At 67.2% G+C, this 25,760-nt stretch carries 23 protein-coding genes and 6 pseudogenes; 12 read left to right on the top strand and 17 right to left on the bottom strand.

The annotated features are described in order from the left end of the window. Window positions 1-32: 32 nt before the first annotated feature. On the bottom strand, window positions 33-1,544 hold the full coding sequence (locus tag M2163_RS01560) for an MFS transporter (protein WP_280892917.1): 1,512 nt from the start codon (window positions 1,542-1,544) through the stop codon (window positions 33-35). Between the two features lie 36 nt (window positions 1,545-1,580). Between M2163_RS01560 and M2163_RS01555 the strand changes: the two genes are divergently transcribed. Then, the gene (locus M2163_RS01555) at window positions 1,581-2,222 is read left to right on the top strand and encodes a TetR/AcrR family transcriptional regulator (RefSeq protein ID WP_280854886.1); all 642 of its coding nucleotides are present in this window, start codon (window positions 1,581-1,583) and stop codon (window positions 2,220-2,222) included. A gap of 1,201 nt (window positions 2,223-3,423) precedes the next feature. Further along, window positions 3,424-4,197, top strand: coding sequence for a TIGR03084 family metal-binding protein (locus M2163_RS01550; RefSeq protein ID WP_348541013.1), 774 nt, complete (start codon window positions 3,424-3,426; stop codon window positions 4,195-4,197). A gap of 125 nt (window positions 4,198-4,322) precedes the next feature. Here the strand turns inward: M2163_RS01550 and M2163_RS01545 are convergent. Beyond that, a pseudogene (locus M2163_RS01545) lies at window positions 4,323-5,023 on the bottom strand (transposase family protein); the annotation flags it as partial. A gap of 109 nt (window positions 5,024-5,132) precedes the next feature. Between M2163_RS01545 and M2163_RS01540 the strand changes: the two are divergent. Next, window positions 5,133-5,948, top strand: a pseudogene (locus tag M2163_RS01540) (IS5 family transposase). Here M2163_RS01540 and M2163_RS01535 read toward each other — a convergent pair. The 5 genes and pseudogenes from M2163_RS01535 to M2163_RS01515 all read right to left on the bottom strand — a co-directional run bounded on the left by M2163_RS01535 (window position 5,945) and on the right by M2163_RS01515 (window position 10,081). Beyond that, complete coding sequence (locus M2163_RS01535) at window positions 5,945-6,787, bottom strand: helix-turn-helix transcriptional regulator (RefSeq protein WP_280854888.1); 843 nt, start codon at window positions 6,785-6,787, stop codon at window positions 5,945-5,947. The pseudogene M2163_RS01540 and the gene M2163_RS01535 overlap by 4 nt on opposite strands. A 293-nt stretch (window positions 6,788-7,080) precedes the next feature. Further along, window positions 7,081-7,215: pseudogene (locus M2163_RS01530) on the bottom strand (helix-turn-helix domain-containing protein); the annotation flags it as partial. A 185-nt stretch (window positions 7,216-7,400) separates the two neighbouring features. Continuing rightward, a complete protein-coding gene (locus M2163_RS01525) occupies window positions 7,401-8,147 on the bottom strand; it encodes an SDR family oxidoreductase (RefSeq protein WP_280854890.1) in 747 nt (248 codons plus the stop codon). Between the two features lie 65 nt (window positions 8,148-8,212). After that, window positions 8,213-9,283, bottom strand: coding sequence for an aldo/keto reductase (locus tag M2163_RS01520; RefSeq protein ID WP_280854891.1), 1,071 nt, complete (start codon window positions 9,281-9,283; stop codon window positions 8,213-8,215). 69 nt (window positions 9,284-9,352) lie between these two features. Beyond that, window positions 9,353-10,081: an SDR family oxidoreductase gene (locus M2163_RS01515; RefSeq protein ID WP_280854892.1), complete on the bottom strand. Its 729-nt coding sequence runs from the start codon at window positions 10,079-10,081 to the stop codon at window positions 9,353-9,355. A gap of 138 nt (window positions 10,082-10,219) precedes the next feature. On the opposite strand from M2163_RS01515, the gene M2163_RS01510 reads away from it, so the two are divergent. Then, window positions 10,220-10,783: a TetR/AcrR family transcriptional regulator gene (locus M2163_RS01510; protein ID WP_280854893.1), complete on the top strand. Its 564-nt coding sequence runs from the start codon at window positions 10,220-10,222 to the stop codon at window positions 10,781-10,783. 624 nt (window positions 10,784-11,407) lie between these two features. Here M2163_RS01510 and M2163_RS01505 read toward each other — a convergent pair. Then, complete coding sequence (locus M2163_RS01505) at window positions 11,408-12,286, bottom strand: AraC family transcriptional regulator (RefSeq protein ID WP_280892916.1); 879 nt, start codon at window positions 12,284-12,286, stop codon at window positions 11,408-11,410. A 512-nt stretch (window positions 12,287-12,798) separates the two neighbouring features. Between M2163_RS01505 and M2163_RS01500 the strand changes: the two genes are divergently transcribed. The 4 genes and pseudogenes from M2163_RS01500 (at window position 12,799) to M2163_RS01485 (ending at window position 15,070) form a co-directional block, all read left to right on the top strand. After that, a complete protein-coding gene (locus tag M2163_RS01500; protein WP_280854896.1) occupies window positions 12,799-13,890 on the top strand; it encodes an acyl-CoA dehydrogenase family protein in 1,092 nt (363 codons plus the stop codon). Window positions 13,891-13,964: 74 nt separating this feature from the next. Further along, on the top strand, window positions 13,965-14,177 hold the full coding sequence (locus M2163_RS01495) for a hypothetical protein (RefSeq protein WP_280855174.1): 213 nt from the start codon (window positions 13,965-13,967) through the stop codon (window positions 14,175-14,177). A gap of 82 nt (window positions 14,178-14,259) precedes the next feature. After that, window positions 14,260-14,438 (top strand): annotated as a pseudogene (locus M2163_RS01490) (IS982 family transposase); the annotation flags it as partial. Window positions 14,439-14,530: 92 nt separating this feature from the next. Further along, window positions 14,531-15,070 carry a DinB family protein gene (locus M2163_RS01485; protein WP_280892915.1) on the top strand — a complete coding sequence of 180 codons (540 nt, stop codon included), beginning with the start codon at window positions 14,531-14,533 and terminating at the stop codon, window positions 15,068-15,070. Window positions 15,071-15,182: 112 nt separating this feature from the next. On the opposite strand, the gene M2163_RS01480 is transcribed toward M2163_RS01485, so the two are convergent. Both M2163_RS01480 and M2163_RS01475 read right to left on the bottom strand, forming a co-directional pair. After that, window positions 15,183-15,698, bottom strand: coding sequence for a transposase family protein (locus tag M2163_RS01480; RefSeq protein ID WP_280892914.1), 516 nt, complete (start codon window positions 15,696-15,698; stop codon window positions 15,183-15,185). Between the two features lie 545 nt (window positions 15,699-16,243). Next, window positions 16,244-17,071 carry an enoyl-CoA hydratase/isomerase family protein gene (locus M2163_RS01475; protein WP_280854899.1) on the bottom strand — a complete coding sequence of 276 codons (828 nt, stop codon included), beginning with the start codon at window positions 17,069-17,071 and terminating at the stop codon, window positions 16,244-16,246. A 120-nt stretch (window positions 17,072-17,191) separates the two neighbouring features. Between M2163_RS01475 and M2163_RS01470 the strand changes: the two genes are divergently transcribed. Then, a complete protein-coding gene (locus M2163_RS01470; RefSeq protein ID WP_280854901.1) occupies window positions 17,192-17,587 on the top strand; it encodes a helix-turn-helix domain-containing protein in 396 nt (131 codons plus the stop codon). Between the two features lie 185 nt (window positions 17,588-17,772). Here M2163_RS01470 and M2163_RS01465 read toward each other — a convergent pair. Continuing rightward, window positions 17,773-18,261 (bottom strand): annotated as a pseudogene (locus M2163_RS01465) (transposase). 168 nt (window positions 18,262-18,429) lie between these two features. Then, a pseudogene (locus M2163_RS01460) lies at window positions 18,430-18,884 on the bottom strand (IS5/IS1182 family transposase); the annotation flags it as partial. A gap of 190 nt (window positions 18,885-19,074) precedes the next feature. Between M2163_RS01460 and M2163_RS01455 the strand changes: the two are divergent. Then, window positions 19,075-19,356 (top strand): WhiB family transcriptional regulator, encoded by a 282-nt coding sequence (locus M2163_RS01455; RefSeq protein ID WP_280854903.1) that lies wholly within the window; start codon window positions 19,075-19,077, stop codon window positions 19,354-19,356. A 429-nt stretch (window positions 19,357-19,785) separates the two neighbouring features. Here M2163_RS01455 and M2163_RS01450 read toward each other — a convergent pair whose 3' ends face one another. After that, the gene (locus tag M2163_RS01450) at window positions 19,786-20,385 is read right to left on the bottom strand and encodes a TetR/AcrR family transcriptional regulator (protein ID WP_280854904.1); all 600 of its coding nucleotides are present in this window, start codon (window positions 20,383-20,385) and stop codon (window positions 19,786-19,788) included. A gap of 111 nt (window positions 20,386-20,496) precedes the next feature. On the opposite strand from M2163_RS01450, the gene M2163_RS01445 reads away from it, so the two are divergent. Both M2163_RS01445 and M2163_RS01440 read left to right on the top strand, forming a co-directional pair. Next, window positions 20,497-21,465, top strand: a complete 969-nt coding sequence (locus tag M2163_RS01445; RefSeq protein WP_280892913.1) for an NADP-dependent oxidoreductase — start codon at window positions 20,497-20,499, stop codon at window positions 21,463-21,465. A 121-nt stretch (window positions 21,466-21,586) separates the two neighbouring features. Beyond that, window positions 21,587-22,432: an alpha/beta fold hydrolase gene (locus tag M2163_RS01440; protein ID WP_280854906.1), complete on the top strand. Its 846-nt coding sequence runs from the start codon at window positions 21,587-21,589 to the stop codon at window positions 22,430-22,432. Between the two features lie 676 nt (window positions 22,433-23,108). On the opposite strand, the gene M2163_RS01435 is transcribed toward M2163_RS01440, so the two are convergent. The 4 genes from M2163_RS01435 to M2163_RS01420 all read right to left on the bottom strand — a co-directional run bounded on the left by M2163_RS01435 (window position 23,109) and on the right by M2163_RS01420 (window position 25,709). After that, window positions 23,109-24,302: an alcohol dehydrogenase catalytic domain-containing protein gene (locus M2163_RS01435; protein ID WP_280854907.1), complete on the bottom strand. Its 1,194-nt coding sequence runs from the start codon at window positions 24,300-24,302 to the stop codon at window positions 23,109-23,111. Window positions 24,303-24,375: 73 nt separating this feature from the next. Beyond that, window positions 24,376-24,933 (bottom strand): type 1 glutamine amidotransferase domain-containing protein, encoded by a 558-nt coding sequence (locus tag M2163_RS01430; RefSeq protein ID WP_280854908.1) that lies wholly within the window; start codon window positions 24,931-24,933, stop codon window positions 24,376-24,378. A gap of 91 nt (window positions 24,934-25,024) precedes the next feature. Further along, window positions 25,025-25,240 (bottom strand): hypothetical protein, encoded by a 216-nt coding sequence (locus M2163_RS01425; protein ID WP_280854909.1) that lies wholly within the window; start codon window positions 25,238-25,240, stop codon window positions 25,025-25,027. Window positions 25,241-25,295: 55 nt separating this feature from the next. Further along, complete coding sequence (locus tag M2163_RS01420) at window positions 25,296-25,709, bottom strand: heme-binding protein (RefSeq protein ID WP_280854910.1); 414 nt, start codon at window positions 25,707-25,709, stop codon at window positions 25,296-25,298. Window positions 25,710-25,760 lie beyond the last annotated feature (51 nt).

The raw sequence follows: 25,760 nt of genomic DNA, 5'->3' as shown, positions 1-25,760 counted from the left end.
GCGACGAGCCGTCCCAGCGATGGCCCGGTAAGTCAGCTCGGCCGTGCCGGGAAAGCTGCGGGCTTTCCTTCTGCGCCCGCCCTGAGGGTCGCTGCTGGCGTTGCCTGTCGCCCCAGAGGCAGGAACCAGCGAACAGTGGCGGCGCAGATCACAGCCAGAACGGCGCCGAACACGAAGACGGCCACGAACTGTTCCTCACGCGGTATCGGCACCGGTCCAGGGATCGGGTTACGAGTCGTCAGGGTCACCACGAACGCGGTCCCCAGCGACATACCGACCGAGCGGGCAATGGAGTTCACACTGTTGGCGACGGTGGTGTCGGCGGGCTCAACATGGGCGTTGATCAGGGCGGGCAGGGTGGCGTACCCGAAGGTGACCGCCGTGCCGACGAGCAATGCTCCGACGATGACCTGCCAGGTGGCCGAGTGCAGAACCGCGAGCATCACGAATCCGATGCCGGCCAGCGCTGCCGCGATCACCAGCGTTGCCCTGGCACCGAAGCGGGCGACGAGCCGACCGCCCATGGGCGCGGAGACCACACCGCTGGCCGAGGCCGGTAGCAGGTACACCAGGCTGGCGGAGAACACCGAGGCGTCAAAGCCGTAGCCAGCGACCGCGGGCGACGTCTGCACCAGCATGGTGACGGAGAGGAACACAGCGAACAGGGAGAAGCCCAGGAACAACCCGACCGCGTTGGCCACCACGATCGGGCGCCTGCTGAGTATCTGGACGCTGACCAGTGGAGACGTGACACGCTGCTCGACCAGGACGAACGCGAACAGTGCGACGACCGCGGCGCCCAGCGAGCCGAGCACCCGGGCCGAGCCCCAGCCCCAGCCATTGCCCTCTTCCAGCGGCAGGATCAGCAGCACCAGCCCGAGACCGAGCAGAGCCGCGCCCGCCCAGTCAAGGCTGCCGGAAGCCGCACCCGGTCGGCGAGGCAGGAGCAGCACTCCCGCCAGACCGATTGCTGCCAGTGCGGTGGAAAGCCAGAACAGGTTGTGGTAGTCGCCGCCGCCCCGCATGAGCAGCCCGGTGACCACGAGCCCGGCCCCGGCGCCCACGGAGAGCATGCCGCTGGTCACGACCATGGCACCAGTCAGGCGTTTCGGTGGGAGTTCCTCCCTCAGCACACCGATGGACAGCGGGAAGAGACCGTAGCTGGCGGCCTGGGCGACCCGGGCGACGAGCAGGAGCGCGAGGCTGGAAGTGGTGGCGGCGAGCACCGAGCCGAGCAGTACCACGCTCAGCACGCCGGCCATGACTGGACGTCGGCCGTACAGGTCTCCTAGCCGGCCGACTACCGGCGTAAGGACTGCGGCAGCGAGCAAGTTGGCGGTTACCGCCCAGTTGGCCAAGCTGGTGGAGACGCCCAGGTCGGCCTGGATGGCGGCGATGACCGGGACGAACAGCGTCTGCAAGGCGGAGACAAGCAGTACCACGTAGCAGGCGACGGGCAGAACAGAGCGTGTTCCTAAAGACATGTACGTCAAAGTAGACGCACCATCTGTGATCGTCAACGCGGTGTCAAAAATAAAAGGCATGCGTCAATTTTCTCTGACGTCTGGTACGCTTAACCTGTGTCAGCTATCACGAGCCGTCGCACTCCCACCAAGGGCGACCAGCGGGAGCAGGCCTTGATCGAGGCCGCGCGAGCCGCCTTCCGGGAGAGGCCGACCAGCCAGGTAACAATCGACGAACTCGCCAAAGCCGTCGGCATCACGCGCTCCGGTTTTTACTTCTACTTCGATTCCAAGCAAGCGCTGCTGGCCGCCGTCATCGACCAGGGCATCGCCGAGGCCGACCTGGAGATGGCCGAGTGGCTTTCCTCCGACGGTCTCGACCGGAGCGCACTGCGCCGAGGCCTGGCTGCCGGGTTGGCTCGCTGGAAGGTCGACGGGCTCTGGCTGCGCGAGGCGTTCATCACGCCCGACCCCGGCCCCGACGTGCGGCAGATCCGCGACCGGTTCGTCGACCAGGGCTGTTCACTTTTCGCCAAGCGCTTGGAGCGTGACGCGCGCACCGCAGCGGTGGCCGGCGGCCCGCCGGACCTGCGCGCCAAAATGGCTGTTCACTTGCGCAGCGCGATGTTCGCCGACGTCTACGCGAACCCCGGCGCCTATAACGAGGACGAGCTGCTCGACACACTCACCGACGCGATCCTGCTCCTGCTCTATGGTGTGAATTCCGACGATGCGAGTCCCACCGACGCCGCACACTGAGCCGGTGATGGCGACGCTGCAGATCTGCCGGTCCGGCCAATACGGGGCGAGCGGCCGGGGCACCGCCTTCGGCGAGCGGCTGGCGGTCTGGATCGTGGTGCTCACCGCTCCCGTCTCCCGGAGCACTGCCCCAGGCCGCCACCGGGTGTCCTCGTTACCGAGTCGCTTTAGCTTGCGGCGGACTCGTTCGCCTGCCGCCTCGGGATCGGTGGCTCCGCCGAAGCGGGCCGCGTCGCTCCAGGTGTCCGTGCAGGGGCGGACCCAGACCATCGGCAACCGCCGGTCCGCCACGGTGAGTTTGGCCAGGAGGGCGTCGACGCGCGATCGTCGAAGCCGGTGAGGTAGAGGCCCATCGTGATGCCTGAGGCCGGCCGCGATGACCCAGCAGCGGGACGAGATCGCCATGCCGCCCTCGGCGATTGCCTCCGCCATCGGCTACTCGAACAACCCGACGGCGTCGATGTCAGCGAGACAGCCGTTCGTCCCACTGTGCAAGCCTGACAGTGGCTAGGCGAAACCGCCGCCTGTCATCAAACGATGGCGCCCTCAAGTGATCAACGCATCACCTTCAGATGATCATGTGATCGTGGAGGCACAGGTGCGTGACCACGGGTTTTCGCCGGCTCAGCAGGATGAGATCCGGAGACGCTGGCGCGAGGGGCAGTCGTTCAGCTTGCTCGGGCGGGCACTTGGGGCACCGATGCAGCATGCCCGTCGCTTCCTGTACCAGAGCGGCGGGGTCCGCCTCACCCCGCAAACGCGGTCAGAGCGCCATCTGAGTGGCAGCGAGCGCGAGGAGATATCCCGCGGTATCGCAGCCGGGGATCGGCCCGGCAGCTGGCCAAGCGGCTGGGCCGATCCCCTTCGACCAGTCGGGTACCAGCCGGTTTCCGTACTTGCGTAGTCCTCCGCCTTTGGGCTGGTCACGCACGGAAAGGAGCGGCTGGATGATGTCCCAGGCCTCATCGCTCAGGCTGGACGGATAGCATGCGCGGCTGAGGGCCTCGGACTTGTCGCACTGGCATACACCACGTGATCATTCCGGGGCCGTCGTCGTGCCTGGAGGGCAGATCGTAACCGTCATGCGATTCAGGTGACCAGTCCCGACACCCTTTGCGCCGCCGTAGAGGAAGCGCGGTGATCCGTCGTGCGTCGAGCCTCGCCTACGGTGGGCATCAGGGGAGAGGGCATCATGGCATCCATGCTGAACTACAACCTTGCCGTCCCCGAGGTGGATGACTCCGGTGTCCTGTCCGCGCTGGTTGCTGAGGGCGATGATCTCGACGTCCTGGTCAGCGCAGTTGACGACTGGTCCATACCGACACCAGCACCGGGCTGGACGGTCGCCCATCAGATAGCACATCTCGCATGGTCGGACGCAAACGCACTCAGCGCCTTACGCACTCCGGACGCGTTCAGCGCCGAGCTCGAGCAGGCGGAAGCCGAAGGCAGCGAACACGCCGACAAGGCCGCCGCCGAGGGAGCGGCCAAACCTCGGTCGGTACTCCTCGACGAGTGGCGGGCCGGTCGAGCGGACCTCGCGGCGGCGCTGCGCGACACGCCATGGAACCACGCATCCCCCTGGTACATGTCGGAGATCACCCCGGCCCTGATGATTCCCCTTCGTCTGATGGAAACCTGGGCACACGGGCAAGACGTCTTCGATGCTGTGGGCGTGGCGCATCCTGCGACCGATCGACTGCAACACGTGGTTCTGCTGGGGGTGCTGGGACGAACGCTGTCCTTCGCCGCCGTCGGACTGCCTGAGCCAGCGGACCCCTTCCGCGTCGAGTTGACAGCACCTGACGGACAGACCTGGGTGTGGGGTCCCGAGGCTGCCGCCCAGACGATACGGGGCAGCGCCATGGACTTCTGCCTCTGTGTCACCCAGCGTCGCCCCTGGTCCGAGACCGATATGACGGCAACCGGCAAGGACGCACAGAAGTGGCTGGAGGTGGCGCGCGTTTTCCTCTGAGAACGTGACGGACGGTTGATCACGGCGAGCGTGACGGCAGCGATCTGCCTCGGCGACGCCGGCCACGGAATGATCACGCAGTGCGTGCCAGTGCGACAACTGCGGGGCCATCAGCAGCGTATGTTCGGCGTGATCAGCCGGCCACCCGACAGGCAGTCAGTGCGAGGTAGCCGTCGTCCAGGAGAACCTGCTCCTCGGGCACGTGATGGAAGCAGATGGCGATGCCTTCGTTGCGGGCGGCTGTGGCGTTATGCATGCGCTCCGGCCGTAGGGCATCGGTCCATAATGTGCAGCCGCGCCAGTCCGCGATGACGGTGGCCTTCATGGTGTTCTCTATCTTCCTACTTGGCGGAGACGAACGCCGCCCTCCGCTGCGGCCGGCTGGTGGCCACGGACCTGGATCTCGGTGGCGTCCAGGCGCAGTTCGGCGCCTTCGGCCTGGGCGTAGGCGAACACATCCGCCAGTGTCCGAAGACGCAGGCCGGGATGGTCGGGGACCGCGCATCCACGTTCGGCCAGGAGCGTGCGTAGCTCGTGGACGGTTCTGGTGATGGTGGAACGGTCGGCGCCGAACAGCAGCCGGAGGCAAGCATGCGGAAGGTCATGGGGCAGGTGGATGAGCGTGGCCACCACACGGTCGACATAGACCAGTTGATGCCTGGCACCGGCACCTGCCGCCCGCCTCCTGGCCCCGCTGCGTGCGGCGTGCCGGGGAACCCTCGACCCCGGCCTGCCACGGCACAGTCAACTCCTGTACCAGGCACGCGAGATGACGCCGAGAGAGCCCCGTGAACAGCCGATGCGTCAACACCGCCCGCTTGACCATGATCGCCACCAGCTGATCACGCCATCCACCAGCGCAGAAACCTCACCCGCTATCACGCACCCACTCGTAAGACCGTGTCCTACGTGGTGAGGCGGTCATTGCGCTCATCATGGGGCGGGATGAGTGCAGTTGGATGGTTCCGGACGGGCTGTGGGAGATCGCCGAGCCGCTGACCCCACCGTCGATGGTGCGGCCGCATGGCGGCGGGACACCGGACACACCTGATGAGGCGCTGTTCGACGCCGTCATCCACCTCCTGGTGTCCGGCTGTGCCTGGCGGGTATTGCGGGATCGCGAAGTCGACCACCCACAGCCGGTTCGTGATCTGGTCCAGGGCCGGCGTGTGGGGCTGGCTGCACGAAGCCATCCTGCGCCGCCTGGACGACGCCGGCCTGCTCGACCTGTCCCGCGCCGTGCTCGACTCCTTCCCACGTCAGAGCCAAAAGGCAAACACACCGGTCCGAGCCCCGTGGTCCGAGGCAAGCTGGGTCCCAAGGCGCACGTCCTGTCGGACGCGAACGGACTGCCTCTCCTCGTCGGCCTCTCCGCGGCGAACACCCACCACGGCCTCGCGCTGAAGCCATGATCACGGGTCACCAAACGAGGCACGACCCGCATTGCGGCCGGTACTTCAAGCCTCAGCGCCTGCATGCCGACAAGGCGCACGACGGGTTTCAGCTGCGGAAATGGCTGTGGGGCAAGCGGATCGGCGCGCGCATTGCCCGCAAGGGTGTCGAGTCCAGTGAACGGTTGGGGCGCCGTCGCTGGGTCATCGAACGGATCATGTCGTGGCTGACCGGCTACCGCCGGTTCAACTATCGCTACGAACGCTACCCCCGCAACTTCCCGGCTGTTTCTCGGCCTTGCCGCCGCGCTGTGCTGCTACAAACGCCTTGTCAGCTCACCACGTAGGACACGGTCTTAGACACGCTCCGACGCGCCGACGCGGAGGGAGTCGAGTTTTTTGGCGTCGGCGCTGCCCGCAAGTGCGGTGAAGACAACAAGCTTGATGTCGGAGTCAGGAACGGTCATGACGTCGCAGTTGAGGGTCACATCTCCGACCAATGAGTGGTGGACGGTCTTGACGAGGCTCTTGTGCGCCGCGGCCCGCCCCTCCTCCCAGAGTTTGGCGAACTGCGGGCTCTGGCCTTGAACGGTCTTGATGAGGTCTCGGAACCGGGGATCATCTGCGAACCACGTCGCTGAACGTCGGAGGTCTGCGACCAGTGCCCGTTCGAATGCCTCCGCGCCACCGTGCGGGGTTGCCGCCTCCGCCTGGGTTTCTGCCAAGAATGTCTGGACAATAAGGTTCTGCTCCGGGACGTTGGCGAGGGAAGGGGTCCCGAACAGCGCGGACGACAAAGGGGTCGCCGTCAGGAGTGTCCAGTCGGCGGCGAAGACCGCCAGCGGCAGGTCTGCCATTCGCGTGATCATGCGCTGAACCTCTGGTGGGATGTCACGCGAGACCGTACCGGAACTCGACGGCGCCAAGCCGGCTGCCTGGTGCAGGATTTCGGTTTCGGCGCGATCGAGCTGGAGGGCGCGTGCCAGTGAGACGACGACATGTGCGGACGGCGTCAGTGAGCGTCCCTGTTCGAGGCGTGTCACATAGTCCACACTGATCCCCGCCAGCTCCGCGACTTCGTCGCGGCGCAGCCCCTTTGCGCGTCGACGGCCGAACGACTCCAATCCGATATCGGCTGGATGGAGACGTTCGCGCCATGTGCGCAACAGTGTGCCGAGCGAGTGAATATCTGTAGGCATCCGCACCATTATGGCCGCCGGGTTTTCCGCGGGCCAGTCCAAGCTGCCGCCAGGGCCGTCGAGGGCCGGTCGACAGCCGGGATTTCTCCGCCCGCCACGACGCTCTCCGTTGCACCAGTGACGTGCCACCGTGCCGTTGGCCGCGGTCGGATATCTCGATGGGTGTCACCGGAGTGTGCTTCCTTCCCCGACACCGTGGCCGGGTTCAGGTGACCAGTTCCTGGCTCACCCGTTACGACCGGACGTGAGCACTGGCGGTGGCCGCCCCCTACGACAGGAGGCAGTCACGGGGACTCCCCGGTCGTCGGGAACGCCTCGCCTGCGGCGCGGGCGGTCTCACGGGCACGTAGCCCATCGTTGTAAACCACCCGCGCACACGCGAACGCCCTGGCTAACGAACTGCTCGGCCCAGCCTCGCACGACAGCAGCTGCCGGTCCCGAGAGGATCAGGTGCTCCCGGCCCGGCCAGTGCATCGTTCATCAACGGTCTGCCCCTCATGTGTTACCCCGCTCTCCGCGGCACGTGCCACCACGGCGCTCATCGATCACCGCCTGACTCTGCGAATGAATTCTGTTGGCGGGCTTTGCGCTCGCAGCGGTATGGCAGACGAGCTCAGAGCTGGGTTGCGCCGCCGTCCACGGCCAGCTCGATGCCGGTGGTGTACGTGGCATCGAAGGCGAGGAACGCGGCCGCCTTGGCGAACTCTTCGACGGTGCCGTAGCGCTTCATGGGGTTGCTCGCGGTCCGCTCTGCCCTGAACTGGTCGGCGGCCTCTTTGGACAAGTTCATCGTTTCCAGAATCCCCGAGTCGATGGGGCCCGGGCTGATCGCGTTGACGCGGATTCCGCGCGGAAGCAGCTCGCGGGAGAAGGAGCGGGCCATCGAGCGCAGCGCTGCCTTGCCGGCCGCGTAGACGCTGGTGTCCACCATGCCGATGACGTTCGCGATCGAGGTGGTGAGGACGATGCCGGCGTTCGCGCTCAGCAGCGGGGCGAGCTTTTGCACAGTGAAGAAGGCGCCCTTGACGTTGATTGCGAAAAGCTCGTCGTATATGTCCTCGGTCGTCGACTCGAGGGGTGTGAGGGGTGAGATGCCGGCGTTGACGAACAAGGCCTCGATCGAGCCGAGTTCGCTCTTTGCACGGCTGGCGAGCCTATCCAGATCGGGCAGTGAGGCCACATCCGCCCGGATGGCCACGGCATTCTCGCCGAGCCGTTCGCTTGCCGCGTCGAGCTTGGCCTGAGAACGGCCGGTGATCACCACGCGGGCTCCGCCTTGCACCAGCAGCTCCGCCAGTGCGAGCCCCATGCCGCTGCTGCCGCCCGTGATGACCACATTTCTGTCGCTATGCTGACCCATGCCAGGTTGCTCCGTTTCATCATCAGGCCATGTCGATATATGCGGATCGCCGTTTGCGCAGCGAATCAGCTGAGGGTTTCGATCTTCATGTCGCCCGTGGTGACCGTGCGGATGTGGTCGCTGGCGAGCAGCCCGTGCGGATTGCCGAGGTCGATGGCGCTGGCCTCGTCGAGGCGGGTTCGCTGGGAAGGAGTGAGGTCGACCTGCAGGGCACCCAGGTTGTCCTCCAGCTGCGCGATGGTGCGGGCGCCGATGATGGGTGCCGTCACGCCCGGGGCGTTCAGGGTCCAGGCCAGTGCGACCTGGGCGGGTGTGTGGCCCAGCTCCGAGGCCACCTCCTTCACTGCATCGGCAATGGCAAGGTTGCGGTCGGTGACCCATCCCAGGGCGACGTTGAGGCTCTTGCGGCTGCTGGCGGTTTCGCCGGCAACGGAGCCCGTCGGGTTCTGGTCCTCCCGGCTGTACTTGCCGGTGAGCACCCCGCCGCCCAACGGGGAGAAGGGGACGACGCCGAGTCCCATCTCGCGTGCCATCGGGATCAGGTCACGCTCCGCGGTGCGCTCGATCAGGCTGTACTCGGTCTGCAGTGCGACCAGCGGCGACCAGCCGCGCAGGTCGGCGATCGCCTGCATGCGCGACACCTGCCAGGCCGGGGCGCTGGAGATCGCCGCGTACAGCACCTTGCCCTGCCTCACCAGGTCGTCCAGGCCCCGCAGGATCTCCTCCACCGGCGTCCTGAAGTCCCATACGTTCACGTAGAGCAGATCGATGTAGTCGGTGTTCAGCTGCCGCAGACTGGCTTCCACCGACGCCAGCATGCTCTTGCGGTGGGTGCCCCCGGAATTCGGGTCTCCGGGCTGGCGCAGCGTCGAGTACTTCGTCGCCAGCACCATCTTGTCGCGGTTGGTGCGGGCGAATTCGCCGAGCAGTCGCTCGGAGCTGCCGTTGGTGTAGGTGCTGGCGGTGTCGAAGAAGTTGCCGCCGAGCTCGGTGTAGCGGTCGAAGAGCTTGCGCGCCTCGTCGCGTTCGGCGCCCCAGCCCCACTCGGTGCCGAAGGTCGCCGTCCCCAGCGCCAGCGGTGAGACCCGGAGTCCGGAACGGCCCAGCAGCCGATAAGTGTCGAGAGTCAGTGCCATCGTGTTCTCCTGTGAGGTGTGGTTCGTGGTGTTCGAGAGGTGTGGGTGGGTGGTCGGCTCGCCTGGGATTCAGGCGCCGAGCCCGTAGCCGCCGGCCACGGTGATGTCCTGGCCCGTGATGTAGCCGGCGGCGGCGTCCGAGGCGAGGAAGGCGACTGCTTCCGCGACCTCCTGGCTGGATCCGAAGCGCTCGAAGGGGATCTTCGAGCGCATGGCATCCCGGCCGCTCTCGGGCACCCCCAGCTTGTCGAGCAGGGGCGTGTCGGTGGCCCCGGGGCTCACGGCGTTGACCCGAATCCTGCGTGGGGCCAGTTCGAGCGCGAGCGAGGGCAGCATGGCCAGCAGCGCGCCGCGTGTCGCCGCTCCCACCGTGGCGCCAGGGGTGCCGCGACGGGATCCGATGCCGACGGTCAGCACGATCGAGCCACCGTCGTTCATGAGGGGAAGGGCCTTTTGGAGGGTGAAGTACTGGCCCTTGAAGTTGAGGTCGGCGTGCTCGTCGAACGATTCCTCCGTCACTTCGGCGACCGGTGCCAGACGGAAGATCCCGGCGTTGAGGAAGAGCAGGTCCAGCGATCCGAACCGCGCCGACACCGCCGACATCAGGGCGTCGGTGTCGGATAGCACGCGCCCGTCGGATCGGACGACGAGCACGTCACCGGGGAGCTTGGACTGTGCCCGTGCGAGGGACTCGGGGTTCTGTCCGGTGACCGCGACCTGGTAGCCACGGGCGTGCAGCAGCTCGGCCGTCGCTCTGCCGATCCCGGTCGTGCCCCCGGTGATGAGAGCTGTAGGCATGGCAAACCTTTCGTCGCTGAGGCGATGCGTGAGACCGATTCACAATCGGGGAGGTCCCCGTTTGTCTCACCGTACACTGAACCGGGGACATCCCCGAATCGTTCCCGAACTCATCCGACACTCACGATCGCGAAGGTCATGACACCTCCACGCAGCACCCTGCGCGCCGACGCGCAGCGCAACCGCGAGCAGCTGATCGCCACGGCCGCTGAAGCCTTCGCGTCTGGGCGCGGGATCTCGCTGGACGCGATCGCCAAACGCGCGGGGGTGGGGAACGCCACCCTGTACCGGCACTTCCCCACGCGTGAGGATCTGGTCGAAGAGGTCTACCGAGACCAGATCCGCCCCCTGCGCGAGGATGCGCGTACCCTGCTGGCCACCGAGCCGCCCGCTCATGCCCTTCACGCTTGGATGCTGCGATTCGCCGACTGGGCCGGTGAACGACGAGGCATCTGCGAGGCCCTGGTCGCCATGAGCGCTTCCGGCCGCTTCGGCACCGGGCCGGTCTGCGACGAGGTCCAGCAGATCTTGGCGATGGTGCTCGAGGCCGGCGCCACAGCAGGAGAACTGCGCAGCGACATCGACTCGGTCGAGGTAGGCGGCATCCTCGCCGGTTTGCTCTCCGTGGCCGGCGCACCCGAGCAGCGCCCCCAGCTGAGCCGCATGCTGGACGTCGTCGTCGACGGGCTCAGGCCCCGCTGAGCGATACGCCAGCGGTCCGGCGAGGCGTCGGCCTGTGCCGGAGGGCACGGTGAGTTGGTGTCATCGAAGTCTGATCACGCCTTGTCAGGGGCCCGTGAGGCCGGACTCGACACCGAAGCGTGGGCCCTCACAGGGTGCCGAGCCAAGAGGCTGCGCGGCACCGGCACGCTCGTGACCAGGGCCTTTACCGATCAAACTACGATGGCACACGATCAAAGTTCAGTGACACACGACATCGGCGCAGAGCCAAGCGCCGCCCGTACGCGCTGCTGAGGACGAACCGTCAGGCGAGCTTGTGGCGGTCCCTCCTCCACGGTGAACTGCCATTCATCTGCCGCCGGTAGCTCGTCGAGGGGTGCGAGCCGGCCCTCGCCCCCGTGCTCCACAATCGGCACCCGCCCGTGGGCCTCGATCACTTCGCGTTCGCCGCGGCGATAGTCTCCGCGCGCATGCCGTGCTGGTCGACGTGGACCAGCCGGGCCGGGTGAGTGGCTCCTCCTCGGCGCCGACGACGGGGTGACGAGGGCGCGGCGGGACGGTAAGGGCTCTCGGGGAGTGTCCGAACGAAGATTAGCGGTGGTGGATCGATCTTGGTTCCGATTCGGATGTGCCCGTTTTCCCTGGTCAGCGGGTTTTATGGTCCTCGGCATGCCGAGGACCGCGTTGCCGCGTTGCCGCATGCTGGGGGTCGGGAACGCCTGGCCCATGGTGGGGGCCGGTGCGGAAGCGGCCTGGAGAGATGCCGTACTCGCGGCGGAAGGCGGTGGCGAAGGAGAACTCGTTGGCGTAACCGGACTGACGGGCGATCGCAGTGAGGGGTGCGTCGGTATCGCGCAACATGCGGGCGGCGGTGCTCAGTCGAACATCTCTGACGTAGGCCATCGGGGGTTTGCCGACGAGGATGGTGAATCGCCGGGTGAAGGCCGTGCGGGACATTCCTGCCTGGCTGCTGAGGAGTTGGACGGTCCACGGCGCGCGAGGATCGTCATGAAGGGAACGTACGGCGGCCGCGATATACGGGTCGGGGACCGCCCATGCGTCGGCCATATCCGGGTGGCGCAGCACCTGCACGACAACGAGGCCGACCAGCGCCGCGCGGTTCGCGTCCGCCCCGGGCCGGTCAGCGGCAAGGTCGTCGCTCAGCAGGGTGGACAGCTCGGCCAGCCGGGGGAGGCCACCGGTGACGACCGAGACCGGTGGCAGGCGTCGCAGAGCGGCATGTATTTGTGGGTCGGCAAGGTGGTAGCAGCCGGACAGCAAGGTGACGTCTTCGCCGTGGAGCGCGTGTTCCGCACCGTAAGGAAGGAAGATCACGTCTCCTGCGGCCACCCGCTCCGGTGGTTTCTCCGCGGATGTCAGCCAGACGGTTCCGCGCTGGATGACGTGGAAGCCGATGCCGGTTTTGGACGGGAACCTCTGCCGCCACGGCCCCGGTTCGCCGATTTGGCATGCGAAGGCGTGACCGCCCCGGATCCGGCTGGCGATGTCGCTGAGCAAGTCCACCCGCTACAGGGTAGTGCGGGGCGCGCACAACGGGACATGCACGGTGACCGTCCGGACATGGCACCGTGACGTTCCACGATCTTGACTGTCGATCATGAAAGTTGTGCTGACAAGTCTTGCCGTGCCGTCGCAACTGTGGGCCATGATTGCGCCGACGGCCCAGTTGTTGCAGTCCGCGGGTCACGAGGTCGCGATCGCGACCTCACAGGAAACGCGTTCCACCACGGCAGGGACGACGTTCGCACCTTGACTGACGGGCAGCTCATAGAGCACTGGCTGGTGCACTCCAGCATCGATCCGACGGAACCATCGCCTACGCGATTGGAGGACGCGGACTTCCTGCCCCGCCTGCCGGAACTGCTGCATATCGGGTGGTCCCGACGAGGGTGCGCGGACCGCTCGCCTCGTTGGACTCATGAATCGCTTGGAGAATTACTATGCCGGTTGATCATCCCACCGTTCCCTCGGCTGCCACCGCCGACCCGTGCAGCCGCGCCCGAGCGGCTCGGGCGGTGCTCGCAGCGAACGCGGCGGCGACGGAAGAGCAGGGAAGACCCACAGTGGAAAGTCGGGCGGCTGCCGAACAAGCGGGTGCGTTCGCCCTGACCACCCCCGAGAAGTTCGGGGGGCTCGACGCCGACCACCGCACGATGGTTGGGGTCTTTGCCGAACTGGGCGCGGGGTGCCCCTCGACCACCTGGCTCGCGGCGGTGAGCGCCACCGCCAAGTCGTTCTTCTTCGACTGGATGACGACCGAGGCGCAGGAGGCCGTGTACGCCGACCCGAACGTGCGGGTGTGCGGCACCGCCATGCCCTCAGGCCATGCCCGCAGGGTGGACGGCGGCTACCTGGTCGACGGGCGCTGGTCCTACGCGTCGGGGTGCCTGGAAGCCCAGTGGGCGGAGGTGGGCCTGGGCGTGATCGACGAGGAGAGGATGGACCGCGCGTGTCTGGTCATACTGCCCACGGAACAGTTGCTGATCGACCGGACCTGGGACCAAGCGGTGGGTCTGCGGGGCACGGGCAGCCACACCTTGGTGGCCGAGGAAGTGTTCGTGCCGGACTCGTTCCTGATGACTCAGCCCGAGCACCTGGAGGGTCCGGGCATCGGCACGCGCCAGCTGTCGGTCGTCCTGCACACGGTAGCACCGCTGCTCGGGGCGGCGCGGGGAGCGTTGGACCTGGTCAGGCCATTGATGACAACCGAGCGACCGGTGTTCGGCACCCCCTACACACGGCGCAGCCAGTCACCGTCGGCGCGACACCTGTTCGCCGAGTCCAGCCAACTCGTGGACACCGCCGAGCAGCGCACGCTGGGGGTGGCGGACATGCTCGATGCTGCCGACCTTGGTAACACCTTCTTGGCCACCGAAGCGGCGGGCGCGCGAATGCAGCTGGTGTCCGCCCTACGGGACTGCCGTACGGCACTGGACATGTTGCTCGATCTGCACGGCTCCAGCGCGCTCACGGGGGGCAATGCGCTGAGCAGGTTCTGGCGCGATGTCGCCATCGGAAGCCGCCACGGCGCGGTCAACCCATACGTGGTGGCCGACCAGCTCGGCAGCGCCCTGGCCCCTGAGAAGCTGCCCGCCGAGGACTCGTAGAGGACTCCTGGACGAGCCATTCCGGAAGCTGACGGTGCGTCCGGGAGCACAGACAGGGCATCCAAGATCGATCTGTGACGAATGACCTGGACGCCCTGCTCATCGCACTGCGCGTGGAGATCGACGACGAGATCGGACATACCAGATGGCTGGGCCGCCCTCCGCGGTTGACGGACTGCGAGCTTGTCTGCCTCGCCGTGGCCCAGGCGATGCTGGGCTTCGCGTCGGAGGCGAGGTGGTTGCGGTTCGTCCGTTCCCGTCGCCCTTACGGGGTTTCTCTCGCTTGAACGACGGCCGCAGCAACTCCGCCCCGCACAAGGCCAGATCGGCCTCGAACTCCTTGGGGGGCGATGCCCCCTGCTGAAGCCGGTACGGCAGTTGATCGAGTTGGTGAACGACACTCTCAAAGGCCAGCTCGACCTGGAACAGCACGGCGGCCGCACCTTGGAGCGCGTCGCTCGGCGCGTCTCGCGCTGGCCGCGGTGATCTGGCACAACCACAAGACCGCACAGCCGATCATGCGATCTCCAATCGCCTACGACCACTGATCACATCGCATCGGAATGACGCGGTCTAGGTATTCCGGGATCGCGGGCACATACCAGGCCGCCAGCCTGACAAGGCGGAAGAGGTACGGATTATGAGTGAGAGCACGACCGATGGTAATCAGAACAGAAACGGTGAGCATGCCGACCTGGTCGCCCAGATCGACCGGGCCCGGCAGTCCTTGCGGGGGACCATCAGCGGCCTGAGCGACGAGGAAGCCCGCCGACGCACCACCGTCAGCGACCTCTGTCTGGGCGGCTTGGTCAAGCACGTCACGGCTGTAGAGCAGATGTGGGCGAATTTCCTGGCGGAGGGCCCGTCTGCGCTGCCGGACTTTGCCAGCCTGACTGAGGCGGACTGGGCCCGCCATGCCGAGCAGTTCCGCATGATGCCGGGCGAGACGCTGGATGCTCTGCTCGCCGGCTACGACGTGTCGAACCGCCGGTTCGACACGTTGATCGCCACACAGCCCGACCTGGACACCACCATCGCGCTGCCGGATAGCCCCTTCTTCACCGAGGAGCGCTGGACGGTCCGCCGAGTGCTGCTGCACGTTGTGCTGGACACCGCCCAGCATGCCGGCCACGCCGACATCATCCGCGAAGCGCTAGACGGAAAGAAGAGCACGGGCTGAAGGGAAGGGCACTGTCCTCGTTATAGCTACGGCCAGGTGCGAGTAGCCCCGTGTAGCGTTCCGGGCTGCGGTCTCGGCGGTATATCAGCGCCGAACGTCGACTACGAGGGAGTTAACGCGATTCTCGTACTCGCCACGGTTCGCCCGGTGCCTGCAGTATCTGGACCGTCTCGCACAGAAGGGACGGAAAGCTGGGCTCCGGGAGACGCAGGACTCCCAGAACAAGGACTGCCTGGTCCAGGGCATCACCGTCAACAGCCCCCAGCACGCGCCCGATCGTGGCCGCCGACGGGGTACGCCGCCACCCCAGCAGATGGCGGCGGATGCCGATGGTCTTCAGCAGCGTGTCTGCGGCACGCTGGCCCCGCTCGGCGAGTTCGTTGACGCTTCGGGCTCCCGAGACAACCGCACAGGCACCCACCAGCAGGATCGCTGTCAGCGAGTACCACCGGCCCCGCCGTGCACGGGGGATGGGCACCGAGTCGAGGCACGGGCGCAGGTCCGCGACCCGGTCGCTGTCCAACGACTCCAGTTTCATCAGCGCGGCGGGATGGGAGAGGACCCAGCAGCAGGCACGGCCTACCTCATGATTATCAGGCTTGGGCACCACAATGATCACGAAGCCCATGCCTGCCCTGCTGTGCACCCCAGCCGGTCGCCAACCGCGCGAACGCGGAACTTGAAACTGCTCTGCCTCGAGGGCCGCCGCGCCGCCGTCGGCGTCCATCCCCATCGCCCGGCGCCGGACAGCGCGGCGGCCGATGCGGGCGGGGTCGACCGGCTCCTGGGGCACGGCGACGCGTGGGGCGAGCGGACTGCGCACAGTGCGCTGGGGCGGCCAGGGACTGGTCATCATCGGCTCGCCTTCGTGCGGGTTCGGAGCGGGCCGCCGTCAGAGCGCTGCACGACGGCCCGCCGAATTATGCTGAGGCTCAGGAGTTGTCACCTGCGGAGCTGAGCGAACTGGCGAAGTGGAACAGCCGAAGCTATCTGGGTGTCACCAACAAGGCATTCGACTTGTCACACGTGCTCATTCAGCCCTCTTTCTGTCACCTGAAACGAAGATCGGAAGCCAAGGCAATGGACAACGGGTGTGGCTCGAGCTCTGAGAGCCCGCGGTCAAGGCGTGAGAGAGTGCTGGTCAGGCTGGGGCAGAGGACGCGGCAGGTTCCGTTACCCGGCCAGATTGCGGAACAGACCTTCGAGGTCCTGTTCGCCGTCCCGGGTCTGGGCGCCGTTGGCCAGCCCGGCGCCCATGAGCTGTGCTGTGGCGGGGCGGAATACGAGCTCGGCCCAGGCGTCATTCTCCCGCGCCAGGCCATCAGAATGATCGCGGGAGACGATGGCGTGCTTGGCTGCCGCGACGACGCCGTCGGGCAACGCGGCGATGTTACCGGCGAGGCGGTCGACGAACTCGTCGAGCTGGTCGGCGGGGACGGCTCGGTTGACCCAGCCGTACCGCTCGGCGGTCTCAGCGTCCATCAGGTCGGCGCCGAGCACGATCTCCAAGGCACGGTTACGGCCGACGCGCTCGGTGAGGTACTGCGTGGCGCCGCCGCCGGGAACGATGCCCATAAGTGCTTCGATCTGGCCGAGCCCGGCCTTGCCGATCGCTGCGAACGCCATGTCCGCGGCCACGACGAACTCGGCTCCGCCGCCACGCGCCTTGCCGGCGAGCTTGACGATGGTCACCTGAGGCTGGCGGCGTAGCTGCTCTCCGACGGCCTGGAAGACGTTGACGCCGTCCGGCAGGTCGGCCATGAGTCCGGCGAGGGTGTCCGGGGTGGCGGTCATGTCGACGTGAGCGAGGAAGAAGTCTGGGTCCGCGCTGTCGAACACGATCACGCGTACGGTGTCGTCGCCGGCCAGCGCGGTGAGCAGGCGCCGCAGGTCGGTCATGACCGCGACGCCAAGGACATTGATCGGCGGGTTGTCGATCGTGACGTGTGCGACTCCGTCCTTCTGGCTGACCCGCAAGGTCTGGTAGGTGTCGTGGCCCATGGCGTTCCTCCTAGGTATCTGACAGGATTCTGGTTCCTGTTGCATACCTACCGTGAAACCGTCTTTGACCTGCGTCAATAACGCACTTCAGGCATCCCAGGGATCGTGGAGGATACCGCCATGGCCACTTCTGAGGCCGTCTACCAGGCCATCGCCGAGCACGACGTGGTATTTCGAGCCGACTGTCCGAGCCGACCTATCCTCGATCAGATCGCCGACAAGTGGTCGATGATGGTGATGGCGGTCCTGGTCGAACCACGCCGGTTCAACGAGATCAAGCGCCGCCTCGACGGCGTCACACAACGCGTCCTCACACAGACCCTGCGCCGGCTCGAACGCAACGGCATGGTCGAGCGCCGCGTGCTGCCGACCTCGCCGGTCGGCGTCGAATACTCGCTGACTCCCCTCGGTGAATCCCTGCGCGAGCCCTTCGCCCACCTTTACGACTGGACCGTCGCGAACGCCTCCGAGATCCAGGCACGCCAGCGCGACTACGACCAGCGAACCCCCCGCTGACACGAGGACCATGCGCCGAACCGGAACGAGCACACCCACCCGCCCCGATGACCTGTGCCGCCCGCCAACCACGACTGGCTGGCGGCTCAAGCTCATGCCGGAGCCCGGGTGCGGGTGGAGTCACAGCAGCTCACGGCCTGCTCCACGAGCTTCCCAGAGTTACTGACCTTCAAGGGGTGATGTCGTCATGGTGGGGCGGGCGCGAGTCCGGTGCCGGTGAGGCAGCCGTCGAGAACGTCGTGGTGGTACTGGAGCTGGCGTAAGACCTACCGGACGGCGGTGATCAGGTCGTGCGGGTCGGTGAACGCGCGGTTGGCCGTGGTGGTGCGCCGCAGTGCCGACCAGATGCCTTCGGCCGGGTTGCGGTCGGGTGCGTAGGGCGGGAGTTGGTAGACGGTGAGCCAGTCCCGTTCGGCGATGTAGCGGCGCATGCCGGCCGTCAGGCGGGTGTTCAAGTTGTCCCGGATCAGCACGATCGGGCCGCCGAGCTGCTGGTGCGCGGTTTGGATCAGGTCGCGGTAGTCCTTCCAGGAGAAGCTCTTGCGTCCGTCGGGTCGGGCGTCCGGGCAGGGCCGGTAGATCAGCCGGGAGCGCTCGCCGGGTTTGTAGCAGGCCAGGGCGGCGACGGATAAGCGGCGGCGGGAGCGGCCCCGCACGCGCACGACCACCCGCACCTGGTCACGCCGCGGCCGCACTCCGGGCTGACCCGGTGCAGGCCAAGTGACGCCAGGGGGTTCGATGTTGACTTCGGAGGAAGACCGGGGCAAGCTCACTGCACGAGAGAACGTTCTATCTTTTTGGTACTGCAGAGACTGGAGGATTTCATGCGTACGAGAACCTGCGGTGGAGTCGTTCACGTTGCCCGGCGTGACCGGGCCGGCCAGGGGCAGGCCCCGGCCGTCGCAGGCGAGGTGAACCTTGGTGGTCAGCCCGCCGCGGCATCGGCCGAGCGCCTGATGATCCGCCGCGGGTTCCGGATCTTCCAGTTCGTTCCCGACGCCGCCCCTTTTTGCGGGCACCGGCGGCGTGCTGGTGCGCACGGTTGATCGTGGAGAGTCGACCGACACGGTCCACTCCACCGCCCCGACCGAGTCGTCGCGGACCTGGACCTCCTTGAGCAGACGGGTCCAGGTGCCGTCCGCCTCCCTCCGGGCGAGCCGCTCGTAGGTCGTCTGTCACAGCCTGAATCGTTCCGGCAGGTCACGCCAGGCCACGGACGACCCCGCCCGTCAACGCCCGGCAACAGCGGCGCTGTCCGCTCCCACGCCGCATCCGTCAACTCACCATGACCCACCACAAGATCAATTATCAGACAGGGCCTCGTCAGCCGGTCGGAGAGGTCGCCATCACTGTGCCGGTGATCGCCGGAAGGAACTCATCGAGCGGGTCAGTCGTACCTGCAACCGACCAACGCCTGGTCCCGGCGAAACGCCAGGGAACCACGGCATGCTGCACAGTTCTTGACCAGAGTGGAGGAGAAGGCTGCTGTGGCCAGCACTCATTGGATCGAAAAAGCCGCGTGCCGGGACAGTAACCCGGACGAGCTGTTTGCCGAGAGTGCCCGACAGAATCGGGCCAAAGCGGTATGTGGCGGATGTGCAGTGCGTACCGAGTGCCTGGCCGAAGCCCTCGACGACCGTATCGAGTTCGGGGTGTGGGGCGGCATGACCGAGCGCGAACGCAGAGCACTGCTACTCCGTCGCCCGGACGTCACCTCATGGCGAGCGGTCCTCGAGCAAGCGCAGAAGGCATCGTCCCGCGTCGGCTGACCACCCGCAGGCGGCCGAGGGCTTCCAGCCGATGCCGTTCCAGGCCGGCTGGCCTGAGCGTGATGGCCGTTCACCCCGGCCTGGTTGACACGGGCCCTTTTTCGACGGCACCAGCCATGCTGAACCCGAAGGCCGTCACTCCCGAGCGCATTGCGGGCCAAGTCTCTCGTCGACTTCGCGCGCGGACGGACGACCTCCTTCCCCGGGGGCCTCAACCATCGCGCGACTGCGCTCGTCTCACGGTTCCTGCCCCGTAAAAGCGGGCGGTACGCATCAGCGCAACTTCGACCGCAAATCCGGCCTCGATGTCGTCAGCGACGTCAACAGCCCCGCTTCTGACAAGGCTCGGTGAACGAAGGGTTGCCCGTCTCTGCACCTGAATCCCGCGGACAGCTACCGTCCGCGCGCGGGTGAGCGCCCGCGCCCCCCTCACGGGGAGGAGGGCGGCGGCTGGGGCAGCGGGTGGGCTCCCGCGGGGCGCAGGCCGTCGAAGATGATCGCGAGGTAGCGCCGCCAGATGTCGGGCGGGGCGTCCGGCAGGGAACTCGCCGCGTGCTTCGGCGCGCACATCAGCGCCACGACATCCGCTCCGGTGACGTCCGCGCGTACCGCGCCGTACGAACGCGCGCGCTCGACCAGCACGTGGACGTGCCGGAACAGCCGCTCCTGGGCCCGGGACAGCTCAGGGTCGAGCTCGGCGGCGCGCTGGAGGTACACCAGGTCGAAGTGCTGCATCTCGCGGGCCACGGCGGACAGGAAGTCCAGCAGCGCGGCTCCCGCATCGGGGGCGTTGAGCAGTTTTTCACCCGTCTCGGTGAGTGCGGCGATCCGGTCGAGGACGATCGCGGCGATGAGGTCGTCCTTGGTCGCGAAATGCCGGAAGACCGTGCCTTTGCCGACGCCGGCCCGGCGGGCGATGTCGGCCACCGACACCTCCAGCCCGCGCACGTCGAACTCGTCCGCCGCGGCGGCGAGCAGCAGCTTGCGGTTTCTGGCGGCATCCGCGCGCAGCGGTCGGGGCGAGGTCACACGGAGAGACTAGCAAGTTGACCGCTCGGTCCGTTTAGGGTTACGGTCTTTTCATAACCGGACCGCTTGGTCCGGTTACCGAATATGAGAAGCACGTAGGGAGCGCTCTCCATGAAGGCCGTCGTCGCGCACGCATACGGACCGCCCGAGGAGTTCACGGTGCAGGAGGTGCCGGTACCCCGACCGGGACCCGGTCAGATCCAGGTCCGGATCGCCGCCGCCTCGCTCAACCCGACCGACATTCGGCTTCCCGGCGGTGAGTACCGCGCGGCCGTGGACCTGCCGTTCCCGCACATACCGGGCAACGACTTCGCCGGGACGGTGAGCGAGGTCGGTCCCGGCGTCACCGCCTTCCAGGTGGGTGACGAGATCTTCGGCGAGGCCGTTCCCCGCGCCATGCGCGCGGTGGCCGACCCGTCCCGTCCCTCCCTGAGCACGGGCTCGCTCGCCGAGTACGCGGTTTTCGAGGCGGACACTCCGCTGATCGCGCACCGCCCGGCGGGCCTGTCCGCGCCGGACGCCGCCGCCGTGGCGACCGCGGGCCTGACCGCGCTGTCAGTGATCGGATCGGCCGAGGTGAAGGAGGGCGAGAGCGTCCTCGTCGTCGGCGCGACCGGCGGCGTCGGCACCGCCGTGCTCCCGCTGCTCGCCGCCGCCGGGGCCCGCGTGATCGCCACGGGCACCCCAGCGGACGCCGACGTCTTGCGCGAGCTGGGTGCAAGCGAGGTCATCGGCTACGCGGCGAGCGAGTACCCCGCGGACATCGACGTCGCGTTGAACCTGACGCTGACCGAGGACCGGCTGCCTGCACTCGCCCGGACGCTTCGGCCCGGCGGTCGCCTGATCACGATCATCTTCCCGCCGCCCGCGCCGGAGATCCTCGGCCGCGACGACGTGGAGCTTCGCTTCCTGCTCGACCTGGGCGGCGAGTTCGGCGGCATGCGCGAGGTCGGCGCACTCGTGGCGGACGGCCGACTGCCCGTGACCATCAGCGGCCGCTACACCCTCGACCAGGGCCCGCAGGCATGTGTCGACCTGGTCCGCACCCACACCCTGGGCAAGCTCGTCGTCACCATGTGAGCGACGGCCGCCCGGCGCCCGGTTCCCGATCCGTCCTCATCTGCAGCGGCACACCCGCAGGCGAGCGGCGGCCTCGCACACCCCTCCTGATCCGCCCGACAGAAAGCGAGGTGGTCCGATCATGGCCGCCGACCCGTCCGCCCCACCCGAGCTGTCTGAATACGTCCGGTCCGTCAACGGGATCGAACTGCATGTCACGGAAGCCGGCTCGGGTGCGCCGCTGCTGATGCTCCACGGCGTCGGCGTGGACGCTTCCGCACAGCGCCGTGAGATCGAGGCACTGGCCCGCTCCCACCGGGTCATTGCGCCCGACCTGCGCGGCCACGGGCGCAGCACACGTCCTGCCGCCTTTTCGCTGCGCGACCACGTCGACGACATGATCGGGCTGCTGGACGATCTGGGCCTTGCCCGGACCGCCGTGCTGGGCGGCTCGATGGGCAGCTACGTGGCACAGGCTCTGGCGCTCGCCGTACCGCAGCGCGTAAGCGAGTTGATCCTGGTGGTCGCCACGTCCCACGGCCGCACGTCCTCCACGGATCGCGTGCTCGCCGAACACGCCGACGAGCTACGGGGACTCTCCCGTGAACAACAGCAGCAGTGGCTCAGCGCCCGCCTGTTCGCGCCGGAGACACCGACGTCCGTCCGCGACCAGGTGCGTGACTGGTACGTCTCCCGGTACGGCCTAGGGCTCGCGCTGAGCCCGGAGCAGATCGAGGCCGCCAACAAGGCCGTCCTCGGGTTCGACTTCCGAGCCGACCTGGCCACCCTTGAGATCCCGACCCTGCTGATCAGCGGACGCCACGACATCCTCAACCCGCCGGCGGAGGCCGAGCAGATGGCCCGGCTGCTGCCCTCGGCCCGTCTGGAGGTGTTCGAGCACTCGGGTCACCTGCCGTCTCTGGAGGAACCGGAGCGCTTCGACTCCACCGTTCTCGCCTTCCTCAGTGAGCACACGGCGGTGTCCTGACCACATCCGCCAGCGGCCGGCGACGCGGAGCGAACGTGCGGTCCCTGATCTCGGCGACGATGCCGTTGCAGCGCACCACGTTGTCGGTCACGGCCACGCGAACCCCATGTCGGTGAGGGCGACTTGGGCGCCGGTCACACCGGAGGCCTGTTCTCTCTTCGAGATGGTGGGGCCGGAGGGGCCACCGTGAACGAGTCGTGGCCGAAGCAATCGGCCTCGCGATCGCATTGCGCCTTCCCCGGAACACTTAACAGGGAGCATGGCCCCGTGACCTCACACCGTAGAGACTCAAGGTCATATACGCGACAGATGAGGCGGCATCCATCTGTGAGCGATCTCGTCGCCGGACGGTCGGCCGGGACCATGACCACACTACTGACCCAGCAGCGGACGGAGATCAGCGCCGCCCAGTGCCAGGGCGACATGACAGCGCTGCGGATCCGGAGCGGTTCGCGGCACTGCTGCTGACGGTGGTGCGCGGTATCGAGGCGGTAGGCGGACTGGCCTGAGTAGCTGTTGTCTTGCCGGACTTGAGGACTGCGTTTCCGCTGGTCGAGCATAGGGTCGACGATCCCGTGGGCGTTGTGGCCTGTCGTGCTGTCGCTCTCCGGGAGCTCGTGGATGCCGTCGGTGGTCGGGCTGTTGGAACAGCGTGAACTGGGTGCTCGCCGTCGCCTCAGGCGGGAATGAGGCCGTGGGGGTCGATGATGCACTTATCGGACACTCCCGTGGTGAAGGTCGCGTAGGCGTCGGGAGCGTCGTCGAGGCTGATCACCTTCGTGTTGAGCATGGCACTCGAGTAGGGCATGCGGTCCCACAGGATCGCCATCATCAGCTCGCGGTTGTAGTGCATGATCGGTGCCTGCCCGGCGGCGATCCGCAGCGATTTGATCCAGGCCTTGCCGAAGTCGATCGGGTACGTTCCCTCTTGCTCTGCCATCGACTTCGCAAGCGGGTCGGGGCCGTAGACGCCGATCACTCCGGTAGCTCCGCCCGCGCGGGTGGCGTCGATCACCTGGTTGAGGGCGTAGGCCGGGTCCATGTCCTCGGCCTCGCGGCCGATGCCGTGTGCCTCGGTGCCGACATAGTCGACTGCGCAGTCGACCATGGGTTCGCCCAGAATGGCCTCGATCTGGTCGGTGAGCGCTGCGTCCTGGCTCAGGTCGATCGTCTCGCAGCCGTTCCTCTTCATCAGCTCCAGGCGGTCCTTGTTGTGGTCGCCCACGATGATGCAGGACGCCCCGAGAAGGCGCGCCGCTGCAGCGCCGCAGCGGCCGACCGGGCCTGCACCGGCGAGATACACCGTCGAGCCCGGCTTGGCGCCGACCTCCATGAGACCGTGGAACGCGGTGGGCAGGATGTCCGAGAGTAGCGCCAGGTCACGGATCTTCGCCATGGCCTGGTCCCTGTCCGGGAACTTCAGGAGCTGGAAGTCGGCGTACGGGACGAACAGGTACTCGGCCTGGCCGCCGGTCCAGTCGCCCAGGTTGAAGCCGTACGCTCCGCAGGCCGCCTTGGGGTTGGTGGTCTCGCGGACGTCGGTCCGCCGCGCCCTGCAATTGCGGCACCGGCCGCAGTCGACGTTGAACGGGACGGAGACGAGGTCGCCCTCACTGAGGAACTCGACATCGGAGCCGAGCTCGATGACCTCCCCGGTCATCTCGTGCCCCATCACCATGCCCTGGGGCACCGGGAAGGACCCGCGGTAGATGTGCAGGTCGCTCCCGCAGATGTTGGTGGCGACGATCCTGAGGATGACTCCGTGCGGGGCCTTCTTCCCGTTCGGCATCTGAAGCTTCGGGAAGTCCAGAGACTCAACGCGCATGTCTTTCGGGTTCTGAAAGGTGACGGCGCGGTTGCTGCTTGCCATGACGATCTGCTGATCCACGGACTCGGCCGTGAGAATGCCGGATGTCGTTTCGGTGGCTTGGGACTTCTCCCGATCAGGCGGGTTGCACTGCGGCGGCGAAGCGTTCGACGATCGCCTTACAGAAGGCGGGGAGGTCCTGCGGGCTGCGGCTGGAGATCAGCTGGCGGTCGATCACAACCTCCTCGTCGACGACCTCGGCGCCGGCGTTGCGCAGGTCCGTACGAATGCTGGGCCAAGAGGTGAGGCGGCGACCGCGCAGCACGCCAGCCTCCGCCAGTATCCAAGGTCCGTGGCAGATGGTGGCAATGGGCTTCCCGGTCTCCACGAACTCCCTCACGAAGGCGACGGCGTCGGGGTCGGTGCGCAGCTGGTCGGGGTTCATGGTGCCGCCGGGCAGCAGGAGCGCATCGTAGTCACCCACGCGGGCGTCAGCGACCTTCTTGTCCACGGTGAAGGTTCCAGCCGGGTCGATGTCCATCTGGCGCGCGTTGATCTCGCCGGTGTGGAGGGAGAGGAGCTCGGCCCGCGCTCCAGCGCCCAGCAGTGCGCCGAGAGGCTCTTCGAGTTCGACGCGCTCAACGCCGTCCGTGGCCAGGATCGCGACCTTCCTGGCGTGCAGTTCGTTGGTCATGGCGCGTGGTTCCTTCCGGTTGTGGGTGGGGGACCGGTTCGGGTCCGTGCTGCCGCCGCTCGGCTTCCGTCGAGGTGGAGGAGGACCTTGGTCAAACCGTTTTCGCGGCGCAGAAGTACTGGTAGGGCGGGGGCCGGGTCCAGCGACAGCTCCTGGGAGACAATTCAGGACACTTGGTCTTGTCCTGGTCGATCAGCCCGCACAGCTGCCGGTTGAAGGAGGTGTGCTGGCGGATGCCAGCAGGCCGCGCTGAAAGTTGCCGAGTTCGGCCCCGCGCGGTGATGGCGAGGAAGGCGGCGGCGAGCATATAGACAGGGTGATGTGCCGGTACGAGGCGTCGTGTATGCGGACCGGGCCAGTCGTCAGAAGGCCGTTGCCGCAGCTTCGGCCACGGTCTGGTCCTGCTCACCGCTGCCGCCGCTGACGCCCACGGCGCCGACGATCCGGCCGCCGTGCCGCAGCGGGACACCGCCCGCGAAGATCATGACGCGTCCGTTGTTGGATGCGTTGATCCCGAAGAACTGTTCGCCGGGACCCGCGTTGGCGGCCAGGTCGGCGGTACTGATGTCGAAGGCCCGGGACGTGAACGCCTTGCTGATGGAGATGTCGACGCTCCCGATCCAAGCCTCGTCCATCCGGATGTGCGCGACGAGGTTGCCGCCGACGTCGACGACGGCGATGTTGCTCGGCGAGCCGATCTCGTCGGCCTTGGCCTTTCCCGCATCGACGACTCGCTGGGCGTCCTCCAGGGACACGGACTCCGTCTTGATGGTCATGGCAAGGTCCTTTGTTCTTTCTGCTGTGTGTACGCGGCTGTATCTACAGCC

The organism is Streptomyces sp. SAI-135 (genome assembly GCF_029893805.1).
Taxonomy (GTDB): domain Bacteria; phylum Actinomycetota; class Actinomycetes; order Streptomycetales; family Streptomycetaceae; genus Streptomyces.
The sequence above is the reverse complement of the archived record's forward strand: the minus strand, read 5'-3'. Positions and strand labels throughout refer to the sequence as shown.

Coding starts and splice junctions, on each gene's coding strand:
- M2163_RS01535 (WP_280854888.1), bottom strand. CDS start 6,787: ATGCCTACAGATATTCACTCGCTCGGCACACTGTTGCGCACATGGCGC.
- M2163_RS01445 (WP_280892913.1), top strand. CDS start 20,497: ATGAAGGCCGTCGTCGCGCACGCATACGGACCGCCCGAGGAGTTCACG.
- M2163_RS01510 (WP_280854893.1), top strand. CDS start 10,220: ATGACACCTCCACGCAGCACCCTGCGCGCCGACGCGCAGCGCAACCGC.
- M2163_RS01480 (WP_280892914.1), bottom strand. CDS start 15,698: ATGGGCTTCGTGATCATTGTGGTGCCCAAGCCTGATAATCATGAGGTA.
- M2163_RS01475 (WP_280854899.1), bottom strand. CDS start 17,071: ATGGGCCACGACACCTACCAGACCTTGCGGGTCAGCCAGAAGGACGGA.
- M2163_RS01420 (WP_280854910.1), bottom strand. CDS start 25,709: ATGACCATCAAGACGGAGTCCGTGTCCCTGGAGGACGCCCAGCGAGTC.
- M2163_RS01560 (WP_280892917.1), bottom strand. CDS start 1,544: ATGCCTTTTATTTTTGACACCGCGTTGACGATCACAGATGGTGCGTCT.
- M2163_RS01440 (WP_280854906.1), top strand. CDS start 21,587: ATGGCCGCCGACCCGTCCGCCCCACCCGAGCTGTCTGAATACGTCCGG.
- M2163_RS01520 (WP_280854891.1), bottom strand. CDS start 9,283: ATGGCACTGACTCTCGACACTTATCGGCTGCTGGGCCGTTCCGGACTC.
- M2163_RS01425 (WP_280854909.1), bottom strand. CDS start 25,240: ATGCTCGCCGCCGCCTTCCTCGCCATCACCGCGCGGGGCCGAACTCGG.
- M2163_RS01430 (WP_280854908.1), bottom strand. CDS start 24,933: ATGACCAACGAACTGCACGCCAGGAAGGTCGCGATCCTGGCCACGGAC.
- M2163_RS01550 (WP_348541013.1), top strand. CDS start 3,424: ATGCTGAACTACAACCTTGCCGTCCCCGAGGTGGATGACTCCGGTGTC.
- M2163_RS01470 (WP_280854901.1), top strand. CDS start 17,192: ATGGCCACTTCTGAGGCCGTCTACCAGGCCATCGCCGAGCACGACGTG.
- M2163_RS01485 (WP_280892915.1), top strand. CDS start 14,531: ATGAGTGAGAGCACGACCGATGGTAATCAGAACAGAAACGGTGAGCAT.
- M2163_RS01525 (WP_280854890.1), bottom strand. CDS start 8,147: ATGGGTCAGCATAGCGACAGAAATGTGGTCATCACGGGCGGCAGCAGC.
- M2163_RS01435 (WP_280854907.1), bottom strand. CDS start 24,302: ATGGCAAGCAGCAACCGCGCCGTCACCTTTCAGAACCCGAAAGACATG.
- M2163_RS01515 (WP_280854892.1), bottom strand. CDS start 10,081: ATGCCTACAGCTCTCATCACCGGGGGCACGACCGGGATCGGCAGAGCG.